Source organism: Exiguobacterium artemiae 255-15 (genome assembly GCF_000019905.1).
GTDB lineage: Bacteria > Bacillota > Bacilli > Exiguobacteriales > Exiguobacteriaceae > Exiguobacterium_A > Exiguobacterium_A artemiae.
Genome location: NC_010556.1, coordinates 1,566,889 through 1,585,745, shown reverse-complemented (window position 1 = coordinate 1,585,745; position 18,857 = coordinate 1,566,889). Strand labels below are relative to the sequence as shown.

Sequence of the window (18,857 nt, the reverse complement as noted above, 5' to 3'; positions counted from 1 at the left end):
TTGATCAGGGAAAGGGGTCATGCTTTTATTCGGTCGTTGCTGATTCAGCATCCGTCTGGTTCGTTTGTAACGGGATCGGCTCCTGTGCCTCTTTTTCGGTATGTGCCAACGGCAGGGCAATCCCGACGCTCGTCAGTAAAGCGATCAGCGCCGTATTCGTCAAGGTTTGGTACATCTGTATCCCTCCTTTTCTGGAAATTGTGTCACCTTTTTAACTATTCTGAATATTTATTCGTGATTCGTCAAGTAATCGTCATCTTCCCAGTAGTCTTTTTTTCCTTGAAACCGGTATACTTAAACGTGAAAAAGGGGGATCTCGCTTGAAACTTACTAAAGCCAACACACGTATTTTGGAGTCATTGTTACCACGGTTGAACCTGAACGTCGAAGAACCGGAACGGACGGATATCGAACGCCGTCTCCAAGCGGATCTGTATGAAGCCCAGCGCTTGCAAAAACCGTTTGAAACCGTCCACGGACAATTACCGGAAGAACGGTTGAATCAAATGATTGCCGAGATTCCGGAATTGCGGCGGAACGAAACTCAGAAGCGCTGGACCCGGAATTATATCTCGACGATTTTGATGTTTATCTTCATCGAAGGAATCGATGGAATCTTCCAGTTCGCTCTCGCAGATTACATTTTATTTTCGATCATCGCCTTATTCCTGATTGATGCGATGTCGATTCTAATCACGTCGCCGAAAATCCGTGACGTCAAAAAACGGGTCTGGCTTCAATTTTTAGTCAGCTTCATCTTGTTTGCGACGTACAAAGCGGTTTTGATTCAATTCGTGCCGAATCCCGTCGTCCTGATGCAAGTCAGCGGCACCCCGGCGTATCTGATCGGAATCGCCGGATTGGTCGGTCTTTATCTTTACTGGTCCAAAAATCCGCTTCGTAAACGCGCATAAGGCAGAAGGAGGGAAAAAGATGGAATTCACGCACTGGAAAAGACGTTTGCAAGATCATCTGGAACGGATGGGGTTTGATTTACGGATCGAGCGGCTTGCCATGCAGGATATCCTGAAACTTGAAGCCACACATGGTGCTTTCTTATTTTTCCCGATTACGATCAACTTATATGAACGGATGGGGTGGCAGATGGTGGCCATCGAATCCCATCATCCGGAAAGCGTCGACGATTTGTTTGCTGAAGCCCAGGTCCAGTCCCTGTTTCAAATGACGATGATGACGTTCGAAGAGGAAGAGCGGGAATACATTTTAGGTTTTTACAGCAACACCGGCCGTTATCTGACGGATACACTCTCGTTGACCGGACAGCTCGTCCGTGTCATCGAAGAGGAGTGGAACGACGGCGAACCGCTCCGGATTGCTACGTTCGAACCGTTCCCGGGTCTGTTCGTCGCTCCATCCTTTGCCCATCAGACCTATGCCTTTGCGGCGGTTGAAGACCACTGGCAACTGTTCGTCGGGCGGACGGGACGTCCGGCAAGTGATTACCGGCTTGACGGGACGGTCCTCGCACCGCACCGTGTACCAGAAAGCGAATTGTTCACGCGGATTCCATTGGCTGTCCCGCTTCACGAGTTCGAGGATGTCCGGACCCGGTTGCAGGCGGAACGAACGGAAGTGCAATCATTTCTTGCACAGGTGATGGCGGTCATGCAGGTTTACGATCCGTCGTTCGGTTTCGCCTGGCGCGGGACAGTAACGTTTTTCCATGGTATTCCGGTCAATCCGTTTGCCCAGCGCCTGTGGCTTGACGACGGACATAAGCGTTTCCGGATCATGCAGCAAGGATCGCGACGGATCTTGGCGCTCGGGGACACGGCACCGGAGGCCATCGAACGACTCGACGAAGCGGTCGGGGCGGGGGAGCCGGACGGAACTCCCGTCAGTGCCGTCGGTCAATTGCTGTTAGGGATCTGGAAACAGTTCGAGTCCGACGAGACGACCTATTTGACGGAAGTCTCCTGTGAAGGGATTTCGAGACAACAGGTCGAAAACCGGGTCCACAACGCCTTGGCACGGCAGGAAACGATTGATTGGATCGTCCGGGCACAAAACAGTAATGACAGTTGCCGATTTGCGGGACTGACGATCACGTTCCCGCATCGTCCGCCGGGTCTTGTCCGGATTCAACGGACGGAAGATCTGACCGGAAACCGGTGATTGCCGGAAAAAGAAGAAATAAAAAGACCGGACGCCCTCAGGTGTCCGGTTTTTTGTCTTAGATTCCAAGGGACGCAATCAGTTTCCGGATCCGTTCTTCCGATTGTTTCGGCGTCAGGATCAACAGTTGATCGCCTCCGATTAACCGGGTTTTTCCCCTCGGTGTGATGATGGCATTCTGCCGGATGACGGCGACGACCAGCAAATCCTGCGGCATCTCAATCTCCTGCAGTGTTTTCCCATCGATGCGGCAATAGGACGGGACACTGACTTCGACGATTTCGGCATTCGGATTCGCGACCGTCATGAACTGAATCAACGGTTCAATGTCGATGGTCGGTTTCGCATCAAGCTTCATCAGCTTGACGACCCACGGCAAGGCAGTCCCTTGCAGGAGAGCCGATGTCATGACAGTGAAAAAAACGATATTAAATAACGGATAGGCGTCCGGTAAGCCACTCGACAAAGGATAGGTCGCAAGGATGATCGGCACAGCGCCGCGTAAGCCGGCGGCCGTGATGACACTCTGTTCGCGGAAGTTATAACGAAAAGGTAACAGGGATAAATAGACGGCGAGTGGACGGGCGACGAGAATCAACGTCAAGACGATGATGCCGGAGACGAACAGCGTCTGTGGATCGAACAGTTGCCTCGGGAAAACGAGCAGTCCGAGCATGATGAACATGCCGACTTCCGCCAAGTGAGACAGGCTGCCACTGAACCGGACGAGAATATCCCGGTAAATCAAATCATGGTTGCTGAGCCATATTCCAGTCACGTAGACGGCTAAAAAGCCGCTCGCATGAAGGCTGGTTGCGACGCCGTAGGAAAGGAGTGCGCCGCTGATCAAAAGCGTCGGGTAGAGGGCCGACGACTGCAACTGGATGCGGTTCATCAAGGACGTCAACAACCAGCCGACGAACAGACCGATTACAAGACCAAGGCCCATCTCGTAAAATAACAGCAAGATGCCGTGTAAGGCGGAAAAGGCTGCCGGATCCAAAGCGAATTCCGTGAACAGGATCGTCAGGAAAACGGCCATCGGGTCATTTGTTCCGGACTCCGCTTCGAGCGTATGCTTCACTTTTTGATCGATCGGACGACCGTTCAGCAGGGAAAAGACGGCGGCTGCATCGGTCGAGCCAATCAGGGCTCCGATCAGTAAGGCGATTGGCCAACTGAAATCAAGCAGGTAATGCGCGACGCCGGCAATCAGTCCGGTCGTGACGAGGACACCGACGGTTGCGAGGGATAACGCTGCCGGCAGTACGGTTTTGAAATCCCGCCATTTCGTATTCAAGCCGCCGTCAAACAAGATGATGACGAGTGCGATCGTACCGAACAGACGGGCTTGTTCGAAGTCAGCAAAATCAATCAAGCCGGAGACATCTGTTCCGGCCAGAATGCCGACAAACACAAACAAAATCAGGGTCGGGACGTTCAGACGGACAGAAAATTTCGTCGTGACGATGGCAAGCAACAAGAGAATACCGGCCAGCAACAGGACGGTTCCTTCGTTCATAGGCGATCCCTTCCTTCAATGAAAGACGTCTTTTCTTTAGTATACGTCATTCGTTGCGGTTGCTTCCGAAAATAGTTTGCCGGAAGATGTGTATAAATCCGTAAAAAAAGGAAAACACGTATCATAATGGATCATTGATTGAAGAAAGAGGAGGCATCTTATATGAACATCTGTGTAGTCACAGGAGCAAACTCCGGTATGGGTATGGTAACGATTCAAGAATTACTGGAACGCGGAGACCGTGTCATCGCAACCGTCCGTTCGCAAAAAAAAGCGACGCTGTTGATTCAACTTTTACGGGAACATGCCGTTTCCGATGCGAATCTGGAAGTGGAAATCGTTCAACTCGATCAGCTTGATTCCGTACGGCGTTTTGCAGATGTGCTGTTTGACCGGATTGGTCGGATTGATCGCCTGATTTTAAATGCCGGTATCATGGTTCCGCCGTATCATGTGACGAAAGATGGATTTGAATCACAGTTCCAAGTCAATTACCTCAGTCACTTTTATTTGATTGAACGGTTGCTGCCGTTAATCGAGCAGGGACATGATCCCCGTGTGATCTCGATTTCTTCCTTGGCGGGAGAAGGCGGGATGATCCGGACCGATATCGAGCTCGAGGCGATTGCACATGTCAGAAAAGAGCAGTATAACCCGATGAAGTCATACCGGGAATCAAAGCTTCTGCAAATGGTTCACATGCGGGAATTAGCGGAACAATACGGCACGCTGGCGACGTTTGTCAGTGTTCACCCGGGAATCGTCAACACAGACCTGTTTTACCGGGGCAAATACGGAAAAGTGCTTAAAACCGTTCTGAAGCCGGTTGCTCAGGTCGGCTATTGGACCGGAAAGCTGTATACCCCGGAATACGGGGCAAAAACCGCCCTGTATCTGGCAACGACCGACGATGTGATTGACAACGGCGGGTATTACGCGGATTCCGCGCCGCGACTCAGTAACCCCGTCGTAGAAGATGAGGCATACCGTCAACAAGCCCGCGCACTGTCCAAACGTTGGGTCGGATTGGACTAAACGGTTTAAAAAAAGGTCTACCGACTCGTGGGAAGTCGGTAGACCTGTGTTGTGCAGACTGGGGGTCTGTTCACTCCTTGACTATACAGTATCGAGATATAGAATCTGAAACTATGAAAAAATTTACAAACTCATGCGTTTTTGTGATTTTTGCAGGACTTTATGCAAAACGGTTTTCTTCTGGGTTCACTTTCGTTAGGATGAAGGAGAATTTTTTTTACAGGAGGAACACTATGATACGACTAGCTACTGAACAGGACGTTAAACAGATTGCGACCCTGTTGCGCGAAAAAGCCGAATTGTTTCAAGCACGCGGGAGCCAGCAGTGGTCCGCTTATCTGAAGGAAGATTTACAGCAACTGGTCGCAAACGATTTGGCAGCCGGGCGACTGTATGTCTTTGAACAGGGGGCGGAACTGCTCGGTTCGATTGCGCTGTTACCGTCGCTCGCCTGGGATCAGACGTTGTGGCCGGATACGGAAGGGCTGTACATCCACCGGATTGTCGTCAGCGAGACGGCAAAAGGTCTTGGCGTCGGCAAACAACTGTTGCGGCATGTCATCGCGGTCACGACGGCAGAGCAGGAACGGTTGCGTCTCGACTGTCTTGCGACAAACGACTTCTTGAACCGTTATTATGCGTCCTTTGGTTTTGAGCCTCAAGGGATTCGTGACGGTTTTGCGACATATGAGTATAAGGAAACACCGGTTCTGAAATAACGGGACATTTAGATAGGACAAGTTCTGTCTGCTTTGGTATGGTTAGAAAAAGAATGTTTCGAGGAGTGATCGGATGCGACTTCAGATTGGTTTTATCGGCTTTGGAAAAAGTACGACCCGGTATCATCTGCCCTACGTCATGATTGAGGACCATTTTGATATCACCTGGATTTATAATCGAAAAGCAAAACCGGAATTAGAGACAACCTATGCGTCTCGATTGCCGCATGTCCGCTTTACAACGGATTTGGACACGATGCTGAACGATCCCGAGCTTCAGGTCGTTGTCATCAACACCCCGCCGGCGACGCATTTCGCCTACGCCCTGCAAGCCTTGCAACACGGAAAACATGTGTTGGTCGAAAAACCGTTCACCGTGACGGAGCACGAGACGCACCGGTTGTTCGAGGAAGCAGACCGGCAAGGGGTCAAGCTGCTGGCGTATCAAAACCGGCGTTTTGACAGCGATTTTCAAGTCGTCGAACAAGTCATCCGTTCAGGCAAGCTCGGACGACTCGTCGAAGTGGCCTCACACTTTGACCTTTACCGGCCGGACGCGGCTCCGGCCATTCCGCGTCCGGAAAACGGTGCCTTATACGGTCTAGGTGTCCATACGATTGATCAAATCGTCGCCCTGTTCGGGAAACCGGACCGGGTCGGTTACGATATCCGGACGGTCCGCCTAGCTGGCAATCCGGATGATACGTTTGCCCTCGATTTCTATTATCCGGACTTAAAAGTCAGCGTCCGGACCAGTCATATCGCGTTAGCGGGTGCTCCGCGCTGGATGCTTCACGGCACAAACGGAACGTTCATCAAACAGCATATCGACCGGCAGGAACTCGATCTCAAAGCAAACTACTTCCCGGGAGAAGAAGGATTTGGTGAAGACTCAGAAGATGATTTCGGTCGTCTGTTGTACTATGACGATCACGGTCATCTCCAGGATGTCCGGATTCCAAGCCCGGTCGGAGACTACGGCAAATTATACCGTGCCTTTTATGAAAGTATCGTCCACGGGACACCGTTGCCCGTCTCCGAAGCCGATACGAAACTCGTTGCACACTTGATGGAGCAGGCTTTTTCAAAACCGTCCCCGTTCATTTTAGAGCTTCAAAACTGATTTTTACTAAATATCAATATAATTACATCTCAGCAATGTGTCTATACAGAGCTGAGATTTTTTGTTATAAAGAAAAAGATATCGCAATTTTTCAGAATTTTCTTGTGGAATATTGATTAAAATTCCAAAAAGATGGGAAAAATGTGTGTATTACAGAAAATAAGGGGGTTTATCATGAAAAAAATCATTACGTCCTTCATTTTGGCAGGTGTTTTGTTCGGTGTGTTCAGTCCATCGCTCATCGCAGAAGCTGCCACGAAGCTGACGGTCACGACAGATGTATTACGTGTGCGTGAGAAACCATCGACAACAAGTAAAATCTTGGGGAAAATCACAAAAGGAGCCGTCTATACTTCAAACGGGACGTCCGGCAGTTGGTATAAAATCACGTACAAATCAAAACCGGGTTACATACACAAAGATTATGTCCGGACGTCGATGACATCGAAGTATACGTCGACCGGGGCACGTTATACGACGGTCGGGACATTAAACGTCAGAACCGCTCCGAGTACGACGGCGAAAACCGTCACACAACTGAACAAAGGTGTAAAGGTTGCGTCTTACGGAACATCCGGCAGCTGGACACGTATTTTATACAACGGCAGCTACCGTTACGTGTCGACACAGTATTTGACGAAAACGGCACCAAGCAGCAGTTCGTCGAAACAATTGAACGTCCCGTATTACAACCAGTATACGCTCGGTTATCCGTCAGGCTGTGAATTCGTTTCACTGAAAATGGCACTCGAATACAAAAAAAAGGCCGTTTCCGCGTCTTCCTTATATAACCAGATGCCAAAAAGCATGACAAATGCGACCTATAAAAACGGTAAGTATTACTGGGCCGATCCGGAAAAAATGTTTACCGGAAATCCGGCAGGAACACTTGATTATTATAAAAACTGGGGTATTTATCCGAAAGGCATCCTGCCGCTCGCGAAAAAATACCGCAGCGGTGCTGCTGATATCTCGAAACAAGGGGTCAGCAAAATTGAAAGTGAAATCCGTAACGGAAACCCGGTCATTGTCTGGGCGACCGTCGATTTCAAAAATCCGTACGGTTACTTCTCTTGGATCAAGCCGGACGGTAAAACGTTTACCGGTTACCGCAACTACCATGTCATGCTCGTGACAGGTGTCTCAAGCAGTGCGTTTACGGTATCCGATCCCTACCGTGGAAAATATACGGTCAGCCGTTCACAATTTACGTCTGTTTACAACACGACAGGACAGTACGCGTTATCTGTCCGTTAATCAATTGACCGGTGAAGCGGTTGGCTTCACCGGTTTTTTTATGCGGTCGACCAAGGGCGCTTTTTTAAAGAAATGGGAATCGATTTAAAAATCGTGTAAAATAATGACAACCTCTGTAAGTTCTTCTTGAAAGGAGTGGTGAAGAAATGGATGACCAACGACTGGAACAGCTGGAACAGGAAATCGTCCGCTTAAAGGCTCGTGTCGATCAATTGGAACACCAATCGGCAAAAGAATTGCCGCCGGAACCGGTCTCTTCCGTGACGCGCCCAGCCGTCCGACCGGCGTTCGTCAAAAAAAACCGGACACCCGTCGTGAAAAAAGCCCGAACACGGGAGGAATGGGAAAACGTCCTCGCGACGGTCTGGTTACCGCGGATCGGGGCGATTTTTGCAGCAATCGGGGCGATTTTTCTGTTTTCCTATGCGTCACTTGCCGGACTGATCAGCCCGGCGGTCCGGATCGGAAGTGGTGTCGTCATCGGTCTGCTCGTCATGGCGCTCGGAGAATTTCAGTATGAGAAGAAACGACGTGAGCTCGGCGTCGGGCTTGTCGCGACCGGAACGATCGTCTCCTTGTCGGCGTTATTTGCCGGTATGGCCTTATATCAATTTTATCCACCGCTGTTGGCCTTTTTCTTAGAGATTGTCGTACTCGCGATCGCATATGGATTAATGTTGTGGATGCGTTCGACGGCATTGCTGGTGCTGGTTTCGATTACCGGCTTTTTATTGCCGTTTCTTCAGTTGACGGACGAGCCGAACGTCTTCCTCTTTTTACTGTACGAAGTGCTGTTGTTTACCGCCTTGCTATTTGCTGTCCTTCGTCTGAAAGCGGTCAAGGCGTACCCGGTTGCTGCCGGCGTCTTTTTCCTGGCGCTTGTTTTCGGCAGTCTCACTGTCAATTTTGAGACACGTCCTCTGATTGATGAAGTGACGTTACTCGTTGCCTCTGTTATGGCTTATCTCGGTCTCGCCTATATCGGGACGCGACTGCCGCTCACGTATAACTATCCGAGCTGGATAGCGGGCGGGTTCGTCCTGCTCAGTCTGTCCGTGATCGATTGGCCGTTTGGTTACGGACTCGCGGTTCTGTTTGCACTACTCGCTTACGTCGTCGCGAATCAAACGAAAGACGCGTGGCAAAATGGTGTCGGTCATGTCGCCGTTCTGTTTGCGATTTCGCAGATACCGGTCGATCCACTGAGTTTCGGTGATCAATTCCGTTCAATTCTCTACGCTCTCGTGATTGCCGGTTTATTGTTCGTCAAACGTCAGCAAGTACCACACCAACGGATTTTCGGTATTGTCGTGTATGTGATGTTCGTGTTGTATACGATCGGAACATATGAAACGTACCGCTTCAACGATCAGTCGTGTGCCGTCTCCGTGTTCGGTCTGACACTTGCAACAACAGCGTTCATCGTTCTGCTCGTTCGGACGCACGAGGAAGCAGTGTGGCGGAAATATTGGCAGCTTGTGCTGTTTTTCGCCGCTGCCGGTGTGTTCGTCACCTATACACTAATCGTGATGGAACTGCCGTTTTACGCTACGCTTGATCAAACGGATCGCAGTACGACGTTATCTGTTGCCTACATCCTGTTATCGTTTATCCTTGTGGCGATCGGCCGGATTCGCGGGACAGCGGCCTGGCGCCTGTCCGGTCTGCTGTTGTTGTCGGTCAGTGCCGTCAAACTGTTGTTGTTTGACTTGTCGTTCTTGTCGTTGATTCAAAAAGCGTTTGTATTTATCGGCTTCGGCATCGTGGCCTTTATCATTTCGCGGACGTATTTCAAGAAACGTGAATCCTGAATCAGTCATCCTCCCTCCAGACAGCGCCGTCTGAAAGGGAGGATTTTTTTATTGAAATATATTGATAACGATTATCATTATCGACTATACTGATTGATGAACTTACTTAACGATCAGGGGGAACCATCCATGCGACATACAAAAACACTGGCCATCGGACTTTTATCGATGACGGCTTTACTGGCAGCCTGTAACGAACAGACCGCGACGACGAAACCGGCGACGCCTAATCTAGACCCGTTCAAACAGGTCGTGGCCGATTACCGGACCTATGCGATTGCAGAACTGGAACAGTTTACGAAACAGACGGAAGCGTTCACGACAGCGGTCAAAGAGGGTGACTTGGCAGAGGCGAAAGCGCTCTACGCACCAACGCGGATGCATTATGAACGGGCGGAACCGATTGCCGAAGTATTCGGGGATCTCGATCCGAAAATCGATGCCCGTGAAGGGGATGTCAAGGAATCGGAATGGGGCGGTTATCACCGGATCGAACAAGGACTGTTTGAAAAAGGAACGACCGAAGGATACGAAGGATACGCCGATCAATTGATGCAGGATGTTCATCTGCTCCGGGCAAAAGTCGAAACCGTCGAGGTGACGCCGGAACTGCTTGTCACCGGGGCGACTGATTTATTGAACGAAGTTTCGACGTCGAAAGTAACAGGGGAAGAAGACCGCTATTCCCACACGGACTTGTATGATTTTGCAGCCAATGTTCAAGGGGCGGAAAAAATTTATCAACTGTTGAACCCAGCGCTTCAAAAACAGGATGCCGCTTTGTCAAAAGAGATTGCCGCCCGCTTTGCTGATGTCAACGGTTTACTGGAAGCCAAAAAGAAAGAGGATGGGTATGTTCTCTATACCGCGTTATCCAAAGCGGACGTCAAACAATTGAGTCAAGCCATCAACGAGCTGGCCGAGCCGCTCTCGAAGATGGGGATCGTACTGGAGGGCTGATCGATGACACGAACTACTTTAGAAGCGGGCGTTACACGGCGTGACGTCCTGAAAGTTGCCGGACTGACCGGACTCGGAGCTGCGCTTTACGCGAGCGGGCTCGAACGGTGGTTACCGCGTGCCTTGACGGCCGAAGCGACGAATCAGGTCCCGTTCTACGGCAAGTATCAGGCGGGTATCCTGACACCGCCCCAAAATCATGTCCAGATCGTCGCCTTTGATGTCCAGACGACACGACGCGATGAATTGATTGACCTCTTGAAACGCTGGACACGGGCATGCGCCCGGCTAACGGCTGGCTTGCCGCTCGGTGACTCGGACAGTCTGTACGTCCCGCCGGAAGATACGGGGGAGGCGGAAGGGCTGTCAGCGAGCCATCTGACGTTTACATTCGGTTGCGGACACGGTCTGTTTGCGGACGACCGGTTCGAAATCGGTCATAAGCGTCCGAATCTGCTCCGGGAGTTGCCGGCTTTTGATCTTGATCAGCTCGACCCGAAATGGGCGGGCGGAGATCTTGTCGTTCAGATTTGTGCCGACGATCAACAAGTCGTGTTTCATGCGTTGCGGAACTTGACCCGAATCGGTCGGGGCATCGTCAAAATCCGCTGGACCCAGACCGGTTTCCAACGGTCAAAAGCAGCGGATGCAACAGGAGGGACACCACGGAATCTGTTTGGATTCAAGGATGGAACCGGAAATCCGGATGTCTCGCAGCCTGCTATTCGGAATAAACACCTCTTTTACCAGTGGCAGGACGGGTCACCATGGATGACAAACGGCAGTTTTCTTGTCGTCCGCCGGATTCAGATGCATCTGGAGGTCTGGGACCGGACGATTTTGAAAGAACAGGAGCGCACCTTCGGCCGGGACCGGGCATCCGGCGCACCACTCGGTTCAAAAGACGAATTTGCATCCGTGACGCCAAGTAAACGAACGGCACGCGGGGAAGCCTCACTTCCGAAAGATTCGCATACGGCGGTCGCGCACGGATCAGGTGAAGCACAGTTGTTACGCCGCTCCTACTCCTATCAGGCGGGCATCAATGAAACAACCGGGGCACTCGATGCCGGCTTGTTGTTTTTATCGTACCAGCGGTCACCGGAACAGTTCATCACGATTCAGCGGCGTTTAGCGGCGTCCGATCGTTTAAATGAATACATTACCCACCGCGGCAGTGCTCTTTTCGCCTGTTTCGGCGGGATTCAAAAAGGAGGCTACATCGGTGATGCGCTCTTTGCTTAACGTGTTCCTGGCACTGTTCCTCTTCACGGCAATCGTCAGTCCGGTTATCCACGCGGATTCCGAGACAGATGCGCTGTACGTCTCGATTGGTCAAGCGTTGTCAGCAGTCAATGACAACGACCGGAGTACGCTCGGGACGACTTTGAACACACTTGAAAAACAGATTGACCGCCTGACGGCTTCTGCCGAACAAAAGGTCATTCAACATCGGTTGACAGAAGTTCAGAAACAAACCGCCCTCCCGGAGATCAGACAACGCTTGACGGAACTGTCGACGGCCGTCCGGACGCTGGAGGAAACAGATCAGCCGAAAACAGATCCTGCGGCTAAAAAACGCTTAACAGAGTTGTTCGGCTGGACGAAACAGCTCCGGCAGGCTACGACGATGCCTGAATGTCAGCAGTTACAATCCGAATTACTGCAGGCGTGGACGGACCGCGAGACCGTCGTCCGGGAGACAAGCATCGGTCATTACGGTCAAGTCGAGATGGGGTTGTCTGCCATCCGGATCGCTTTGGCGCGGGAAAATTTTGATCAGTCGGAGCTGAATGCAGCACTCGATCAGTTTGACGCAAGCATCCGTTCTTTCCTGCAAGGTGATACCGTTCAAGCGGCGGAACAGACAGGATTGTCCGAACTGACAGCCTTGCTGAAACAAGCCGATCAGCAACTCGCTGCCGGCAATGTTCCGGCGGCGCAGAAGACGCTGACGACGTTCATTGAACGTTGGCCGAGCGGAGAAGGGGAGGTCCGGACCCGGAGCAGTTCTTTATATACGACGATTGAATCGGAAGTGCCGGTGCTGTTGTCGCTTTTAGACGAGTCGACGGTTGACTCCACCCGGACCGATTTGGCACCGATCATCACGTCACTTCAGGTCTTGGCGCAGAAAACGACGTATTCTTTTGTCGATGCGATGCTCGTCATGTTACGGGAAGGGCTCGAGGCGTTGCTGATCATCAGTGCGCTGGTCGCTTTCACCCGAAAAGCCAAGGTGATCGGGGAACGGATGATTTGGAGCGGAGCACTGTTCGGATTACTCGCTAGCGGAGGACTGGCGCTCGTGATTCAACAGTTCTTTTCGACGGCACTCGCTGCTGTCGGTCGGGAACAGATTGAAGGATGGACCGGACTGGTCGCGGTATTGATGATGCTGCTCGTTGGTTCCTGGTTACATTCGAAAACGGCGGTTGCTTCACGGCAAACCGGACTGGCAATGAATCTTGCGGGACGGTCATTGTTTGCCGTCAGCTTCTTGACGATCTTTCGGGAAGGGGCCGAGACACTGCTGTTTTATGTCGGGATGGCTCCGGCGATGACGACGACTGCTTTGGCCGGGGGAATCATTTTGGCGATCGGACTGATCGGTATCTGTTCAATCGCAGTCATTTATTTCGGAGTGCGTCTGCCGATCAACCGGCTCTTTTTAGCGGCGACCGGATTGATTTATCTTATGGCCTTTAAAATCTTAGGCGCCAGCCTGCATGCGTTACAAGTGACGGGCATCGTGCCGATCCATGCCGTCTCCTACCTGCCAACCGTTTCCTGGATCGGTTTTTATCCGACGTACGAAACGATGATACCGCAAATCTTGTTATGTCTGGTGATTGGACTGATGTTAGTATTGAAACGGCGTCCGGCGGTCCGGTTGCGAAAAGTCGGTTGATACGTTTTGGTGATTCATGTTTTATTCATTATGTTTCGGGAATAACTTTATATCGAGAGTAGAAAGTCGGCTCGCATGAAGGAGAGGAAACAAGATGATTGAAACTAGAATCGTACGGAACATGACAGCCGTCGACGCAGAAGTGACGAGCTTGAAGTCAAGCGGTTATTCGAATAAACAAATTTACATTTTTGCGAAGGATGAAGAGTTGGCGGAACGGATTGCCAACGACACGCAGACGTTAGCATATCGTATAACCAAAAAATCATTTTTTGAGACATTGATGTCGACCGTCCGCAGCAACCGGAAAGACCGGATTGCCCAGCTGTCGGAACTCGGGATGACGAAGGATGTAGCCGAAGATTTGGAAGAGGAAGTCCGCCACGGCCGGATCGTCATCGTGGGTTCAAAATCCGATCTGCTGAATCCGGCATTTGCTGCCTCTTATGTCGAAGACGAGACGACAGAGTACGGAGCAGGCGTACCGAAGCTCGAAGAGGAAGAAACAACGACAACCTTACCGGCGGACCAAAACGTCAAGCTGGATAAAAAATAAGGATTGTCCATGAAAGCAGGAACAGACAATCCGGTCAGTTTTTCAATAAACAAGGGGAACGGATTCAAATCCGTTCCCCTTGTTTGCATGTATAGGAAGATTCTTGGATGGCCGAACTTTTATTTGACGGATTCACGGACGTCCATTACCGCGTCATAAGGAAGATGACGTCGTAAGCCGGTCGAGGTCTTGATTTCAATAAGTCCGCGTGCATGAAAAAGAGCCGTAACCGATCCGGTCAACGTGGTTTCGTTTCCCTGATCCAGATAACGGACCGCCCGCTTCGAATAGCATCTTCCAACAGTTTGGAAAAAACCATTTTGGTTTGTGTCGTCGTTCGGACAGGATGTGCTTTGTACAAGTGTTCCAATTGCAGGATATGATTACGTGTCGTGCGTTGTCTCCACTTCCGCTCCGTGCGCTTTTTGGACTGTAACACGTTGTTCCACCTCCGATTGAATCGTTTAGACCACTGCATCAAAAATATTCCCGATTTATTTGGGAGATAAACCCGCTTCAGGAAGAACAAGTCATCCGGTACCGGGAGACAAACAGAAGATGGTTTTGAATGTCCGATTTGCGGAAAAAGACTAAAAGACTAGAAGTATGCCACGAACAGAGGAGGAACTGTCTGATGGAACGAAGTACATTGATTGCTCTTGAAAAACACTTATATGCCGTTCAGCTCGAACTGGACGGACTTGCCCGTCTCATCACGAAACAGTTGATGCAACTCAGTCAAGTCGCCGGGTCTGTCGAACACTTCCGGCGGATGAGTTTTGATTTATATCAAAAACGGGAGACGCTTGACCGGATCCCGCCCCAGGTCTTATATGAAACTGCGTTGGATTACGAAGACTTTCTCGATGAAGAGTTTGACGACATTCCGGCATCCTGGGCATTACGGCAAGATGAAGCGGAAGCGCTCGATCAGTTATGGTGGTTTGAATTTTTCCGGATTCAGGCGGACGTGGAATACTGGTTGAGTCTCTACCTCATCCGGCGCATCCGGGAGGACATCCGGTACGTCCCGCCAGTCATCGAAAAAAATGCATATGCGCTGTCGGATGATGCCCGGCAAGTCTTTTGGCGTCTGTTGCAACGTTCCGTCGCCAAACCGTCGTCGAAAATCAAGGCGAATCAGCTGTCCTGCCGAATGGGCATAGCGGAGATTGCCCGGTATGCCCGCTTTAATTTGGAACGGACCCGCTTGGCAATCGAAGAACTGACGGCGCGGGGAATCATCTCCATTGAGGAAGAAAACGAAAAGCTGAACCTCCGTGTCCGCCTACAAGTGATTTAAGGCGATAAAGCGTTCAATCATTCGTTCGTCGCGACGCGCAGACGGGCCGATCCAAATCAGGTGACCAGGGCTCGCCGACTCGATGAACTGGGCATGCGCAATGGCACGCCGGGCGTAAAGGGCATGTTCGAACGGGACGGCCCGGTCCGCTTTGGAGTGAACGATCAGCACCGGACAACGGATGGCCTGCAGGAGCGGACGATCAATCTGTTGCGTCAAGTCAAACAACACCCCCCGGCCCGGTCCGTTCTGCAATCCGACTTGATACAACAATTGCTGGTCGGCTCCATCTAATTGACGGCGGATCTCGTCCCGTTGCAACAGACTCGTCATTTCAACCATCCGAACGGATGCTTCCTGTGGAAACTTAACCAATTTATCTTTCACGTAATGCCACAGGATCCATTGCACGAGTTGCAGCGGACGCTGAAGGAGCGGTTGGACAAGCCAGTCCTGATAAGGAAGTGAAATCTGGTGTGTCATCGCACAGGCTAGTACGAGCGAACTGACAGCTGGATTACCGCTCGCCAAAGCAATCGCGGTCGGTCCGCCGGCAGAAATGCCGTATACGGTGTAACGTTCGAGGTGACGAGAAGCCAGCCATCTCCGGTAAAAAGCCGCTAACTCGCCGGGCGACGAGGCGACACGGAGCGGCGTTTTTCCATATCCAGGACGAGATGGGACGATGATCCTGTAGCCGGCTTCGATTAATCGTTCGACGTGATAGACTTCCCGGTAATCGGATTGTGTCCCATGAATCAGTAAAATGACGGGACCGGTTCCGCTGTCCCGGTAATCAAATCGGTAACCTTCCCAATCGGCAATGTGTTGCATCCAAATTCTCCTATCTCTTAAATATTTCCATATTATTGTTATTCTTAATTTCTTTTTGAGGTATAATCCAAGTATAATCAAACATCTTATGGATAGGAAATGAGGATGCCCCGTGCCAAATGAAAAATTATCCAATCGGGATCGGTTGTTAGCCGTTCGAGACATTTTTGAGCAGTATTCAGATGAAGAACAGACGTTGACATTAGAAGAATTGAGTACCGAACTGTCGAAAAGAGGACTGATTGAAAAGCTGTCCCGAAAGTCCTTAAAAGAGGACATTGCTGCTTTGGCTAAATCAGGATTCGATATTCATGCGGAAGAAACCAAAAACGGTCTTGCGATTCCGTATCATCTGGTCAGCCGTCCGTTCGAATACCATCATTTACGATTACTCGTGGATGCGATTGCCAGCGCCAAGTTCATCTCTGAGAGTGAAACGGAGGTTCTGGTCCGTAATATTCATACGTTAACGAGTAAACGTCTGGCAAAAACGTTGACGCCGGTCATACATACCGTCAAGAAACCGAAAGGCGTCATCCCGTTTTCGATTGATACCATCCAAAAAGCGATCATCGAACAGGACATCATCAGTTTTCAATATCAGGGCAAATTTAACGAACGGACCCGAAAGTTCGAGTTGCGTCGCGACGGGGATTACTATCTCGTCACGCCGGCTCATCTGATCGTCGATAACGGGAACTACTACTTGATTGGACGGGATGAACGGGTCGAAGAGATCCGGACCTACCGCGTGGATCGAATCGTTAATTGCAGTGTCTTTGAGCCGGCCCAGACACCGGTCGAGGTCGAAGCCACTTATTTGAGCAGTATGTTCAATATGTACGGTGGCGAACAGGAACAGTTGACGTTAAAGTTCCATGAGAGCGTCATGCCGACTGTCGTCGACCGGTTCGGGACGGACATTCGTTGCCGGCGTCTCGAAGGGGACTGGTTTGAGGTCAAGGTCGGAGCGCTGTTTTCCCAAGGTTTCATGATGTGGTTGATTCAGTTTGCGGAGCAAGCGGAGATTTTGGAGCCAGCTCTTTGCCGGGAGGCCTTCAAGAATAAAGTGTTGGAGCTTGCCAAGGTGTATCAAGCAGGTGTTCCGGTCAGTCCACAGATGAATGAAAGTGTCTAAAACGAACAGAGAAGATTTTTTGCTGAAGGGAGCAGAAGATCTTTTTTTGTCGTTTTTTGTCGTATATTCATATTTGAATATTTTTAAGAACTTTTTCCGATTACCATTAAGGATATCTTATTTTTGTTACAGGAGGGGCATCATGCAACATATGGAAAAACCACGGATGGGAAGCGTTATTGCGGGCGTGTCATACCTCTTTTTCATCTGTTTATCCTACACGTCTTGGTATTTATTATCGATTTTCGCCTTTAATCTACTCTTTAGTACAGAGCTTTTAATGTCCATGGATCTTGTGGTCTTCGGCTTTAGTCCTTTATTTGCATTAGGAATCACGATGTTTTCACTGAAAGTGCTGAAACGGCATGCTCAGCCGAAATTCGCACCCTACATATTGTTAGTCTATAGTGTCTCGACTAGTGTCTTGATCTATTATTCCGTCATCTACTCGATGTTGCCGCGGATCTGACGACGCTTGCATGGTCCCGTCTTTTGGAATATGCTACGTGTAGAGTACCAGCATGTCTTGGAGGAGGGGATACGATGAATACACAGTATATCCTGGACTGGATGCCACTCGTGCTTCCGGTTGCTGCCATCGTCTTTATTGTTATCATAGCGCGTAAAGCGTCTAAAATTGATTCTAAATAAGAAAAAGAAATCGGAGCACCTTTTCAGATTGTAGACAAACCCTCATTTCAACGTTGAAATGAGGGTTTGTCTTATGTAGTCGTATAAAATAGTATGAAAAACAAGGATTCCCACCGGAATCCCATAACCAGTTCGCCAATTTTTTGAGGTTCAAGGCACTAAAAGTAAGCATCGCTTGTAGCGTTGTTTTTTTCAGACCACGATATCGGGCCCAACGCATGCCATGCTTTTCTTTTGCATCTGCGAAGACACGTTCGATGGTCTCCTGTCGTTTTTGATACAATGCCCGATTCACAAGAGTATGCCGTTTGAATAAGGAAAGAGGTGGCCCGCAGTAGATTAATCCACTGCGGGCCATAGAAGGTTTGTTTTCAGCTCATGTGGATTCACGGAAGATGCTAGATGTTATTGAAGAAATTGGGGAATAACTATGTGTACCTATATAGCTTTAATATCTTTTGCTATCTTTGAGTAGTTTACTTTCTGTAAGCTTTTATCTCTCTTAAAAAGAGACGATTGAAAAGCTTTCTGACTGATGTAAGGCATTACACTGCTATGCACCTGCCGGAACGGTAGAGATACGAGTCACTGATTGGTGCGAGATATTTCTAAGTTCTTCTAATCCTTGCGAGGAAAGGAAAGGAATGAAGCGTTAAACGACAAATGGTCTTGTTTAGTATCTTACTTACAGATACATATCGATTTTTTTAATTACGTGCTGAATGAACATTATCCATTTCAGCCTATGTTTTGTACCTAGTCTTCATAATAATTTAAGAGAATAAAGAGCCGATCAAATCCACTATTCCTGTTACGAATAAGAATGCTAAGTTAATTATAAGGGTAACTAACATCCCAATAGTTGCTTTTTTATCATTGAATGAACTTACTTTTATTAATA

Annotated in this window: 18 protein-coding genes and 1 pseudogene; 14 read left to right on the top strand and 5 right to left on the bottom strand. The window is 49.8% G+C overall.

The genetic code is table 11. From position 1 onward, the window contains the following. Nucleotides 1-25 precede the first annotated feature (25 nt). Complete coding sequence (locus EXIG_RS15935) at nucleotides 26-175, bottom strand: hypothetical protein (protein ID WP_012370495.1); 150 nt, start codon at nucleotides 173-175, stop codon at nucleotides 26-28. A gap of 145 nt (nucleotides 176-320) precedes the next feature. Between EXIG_RS15935 and EXIG_RS08340 the strand changes: the two genes are divergently transcribed. Together EXIG_RS08340 and EXIG_RS08335 are read left to right on the top strand one after the other, a co-directional pair. Further along, on the top strand, nucleotides 321-914 hold the full coding sequence (locus EXIG_RS08340) for a hypothetical protein (protein WP_012370494.1): 594 nt from the start codon (nucleotides 321-323) through the stop codon (nucleotides 912-914). A 19-nt stretch (nucleotides 915-933) separates the two neighbouring features. Continuing rightward, nucleotides 934-2,136, top strand: a complete 1,203-nt coding sequence (locus EXIG_RS08335; RefSeq protein ID WP_012370493.1) for a hypothetical protein — start codon at nucleotides 934-936, stop codon at nucleotides 2,134-2,136. Nucleotides 2,137-2,194: 58 nt separating this feature from the next. Here the strand turns inward: EXIG_RS08335 and EXIG_RS08330 are convergent, their stop codons facing one another. Next, nucleotides 2,195-3,658: a potassium/proton antiporter gene (locus tag EXIG_RS08330; protein ID WP_012370492.1), complete on the bottom strand. Its 1,464-nt coding sequence runs from the start codon at nucleotides 3,656-3,658 to the stop codon at nucleotides 2,195-2,197. 162 nt (nucleotides 3,659-3,820) lie between these two features. Here EXIG_RS08330 and EXIG_RS08325 point away from each other — a divergent pair, with 162 nt between their 5' ends. From EXIG_RS08325 to EXIG_RS08285, 9 genes are all read left to right on the top strand, one after another. Then, nucleotides 3,821-4,693, top strand: a complete 873-nt coding sequence (locus EXIG_RS08325; protein ID WP_012370491.1) for an SDR family NAD(P)-dependent oxidoreductase — start codon at nucleotides 3,821-3,823, stop codon at nucleotides 4,691-4,693. Nucleotides 4,694-4,926: 233 nt separating this feature from the next. Beyond that, a complete protein-coding gene (locus EXIG_RS08320; protein WP_012370490.1) occupies nucleotides 4,927-5,412 on the top strand; it encodes a GNAT family N-acetyltransferase in 486 nt (161 codons plus the stop codon). A gap of 73 nt (nucleotides 5,413-5,485) precedes the next feature. Further along, nucleotides 5,486-6,535, top strand: a complete 1,050-nt coding sequence (locus tag EXIG_RS08315; protein WP_012370489.1) for an oxidoreductase — start codon at nucleotides 5,486-5,488, stop codon at nucleotides 6,533-6,535. Between the two features lie 174 nt (nucleotides 6,536-6,709). Then, nucleotides 6,710-7,792 (top strand): C39 family peptidase, encoded by a 1,083-nt coding sequence (locus EXIG_RS08310; RefSeq protein ID WP_012370488.1) that lies wholly within the window; start codon nucleotides 6,710-6,712, stop codon nucleotides 7,790-7,792. A gap of 146 nt (nucleotides 7,793-7,938) precedes the next feature. After that, nucleotides 7,939-9,603: a DUF2339 domain-containing protein gene (locus EXIG_RS08305; protein ID WP_012370487.1), complete on the top strand. Its 1,665-nt coding sequence runs from the start codon at nucleotides 7,939-7,941 to the stop codon at nucleotides 9,601-9,603. Nucleotides 9,604-9,732: 129 nt separating this feature from the next. Next, the gene (gene efeO / locus EXIG_RS08300; protein ID WP_012370486.1) at nucleotides 9,733-10,563 is read left to right on the top strand and encodes an iron uptake system protein EfeO; all 831 of its coding nucleotides are present in this window, start codon (nucleotides 9,733-9,735) and stop codon (nucleotides 10,561-10,563) included. 3 nt (nucleotides 10,564-10,566) lie between these two features. Beyond that, on the top strand, nucleotides 10,567-11,808 hold the full coding sequence (gene efeB, locus EXIG_RS08295; RefSeq protein WP_012370485.1) for an iron uptake transporter deferrochelatase/peroxidase subunit: 1,242 nt from the start codon (nucleotides 10,567-10,569) through the stop codon (nucleotides 11,806-11,808). Then, a complete protein-coding gene (locus tag EXIG_RS08290; RefSeq protein ID WP_012370484.1) occupies nucleotides 11,792-13,474 on the top strand; it encodes an FTR1 family iron permease in 1,683 nt (560 codons plus the stop codon). Before efeB ends, EXIG_RS08290 begins: the two co-directional genes overlap by 17 nt. Nucleotides 13,475-13,568: 94 nt before the next feature. Continuing rightward, entirely contained in the window at nucleotides 13,569-14,030 is a 462-nt protein-coding gene (locus tag EXIG_RS08285; RefSeq protein ID WP_012370483.1) for a general stress protein, read from the top strand. Nucleotides 14,031-14,149: 119 nt separating this feature from the next. On the opposite strand, the gene EXIG_RS16170 is transcribed toward EXIG_RS08285, so the two are convergent. Next, nucleotides 14,150-14,272: a hypothetical protein gene (locus EXIG_RS16170; protein ID WP_268741706.1), complete on the bottom strand. Its 123-nt coding sequence runs from the start codon at nucleotides 14,270-14,272 to the stop codon at nucleotides 14,150-14,152. Between the two features lie 392 nt (nucleotides 14,273-14,664). Here EXIG_RS16170 and EXIG_RS08275 point away from each other — a divergent pair, with 392 nt between their 5' ends. Beyond that, nucleotides 14,665-15,333 carry a hypothetical protein gene (locus EXIG_RS08275; protein WP_012370482.1) on the top strand — a complete coding sequence of 223 codons (669 nt, stop codon included), beginning with the start codon at nucleotides 14,665-14,667 and terminating at the stop codon, nucleotides 15,331-15,333. On the opposite strand, the gene EXIG_RS08270 is transcribed toward EXIG_RS08275, so the two are convergent. Then, entirely contained in the window at nucleotides 15,319-16,167 is an 849-nt protein-coding gene (locus EXIG_RS08270) for an alpha/beta fold hydrolase (RefSeq protein ID WP_012370481.1), read from the bottom strand. The two genes, EXIG_RS08275 and EXIG_RS08270, sit on opposite strands and share 15 nt — an antisense overlap. Nucleotides 16,168-16,279: 112 nt before the next feature. Here EXIG_RS08270 and EXIG_RS08265 point away from each other — a divergent pair, with 112 nt between their 5' ends. Continuing rightward, nucleotides 16,280-17,305 carry a helix-turn-helix transcriptional regulator gene (locus EXIG_RS08265; RefSeq protein WP_012370480.1) on the top strand — a complete coding sequence of 342 codons (1,026 nt, stop codon included), beginning with the start codon at nucleotides 16,280-16,282 and terminating at the stop codon, nucleotides 17,303-17,305. A gap of 142 nt (nucleotides 17,306-17,447) precedes the next feature. After that, a complete protein-coding gene (locus tag EXIG_RS08260) occupies nucleotides 17,448-17,774 on the top strand; it encodes a hypothetical protein (RefSeq protein WP_012370479.1) in 327 nt (108 codons plus the stop codon). Nucleotides 17,775-17,948: 174 nt separating this feature from the next. On the opposite strand, the pseudogene EXIG_RS16065 reads toward EXIG_RS08260, so the two are convergent. Beyond that, a pseudogene (locus tag EXIG_RS16065) lies at nucleotides 17,949-18,239 on the bottom strand (transposase); the annotation flags it as partial. Between the last annotated feature and the right edge of the window lie 618 nt (nucleotides 18,240-18,857).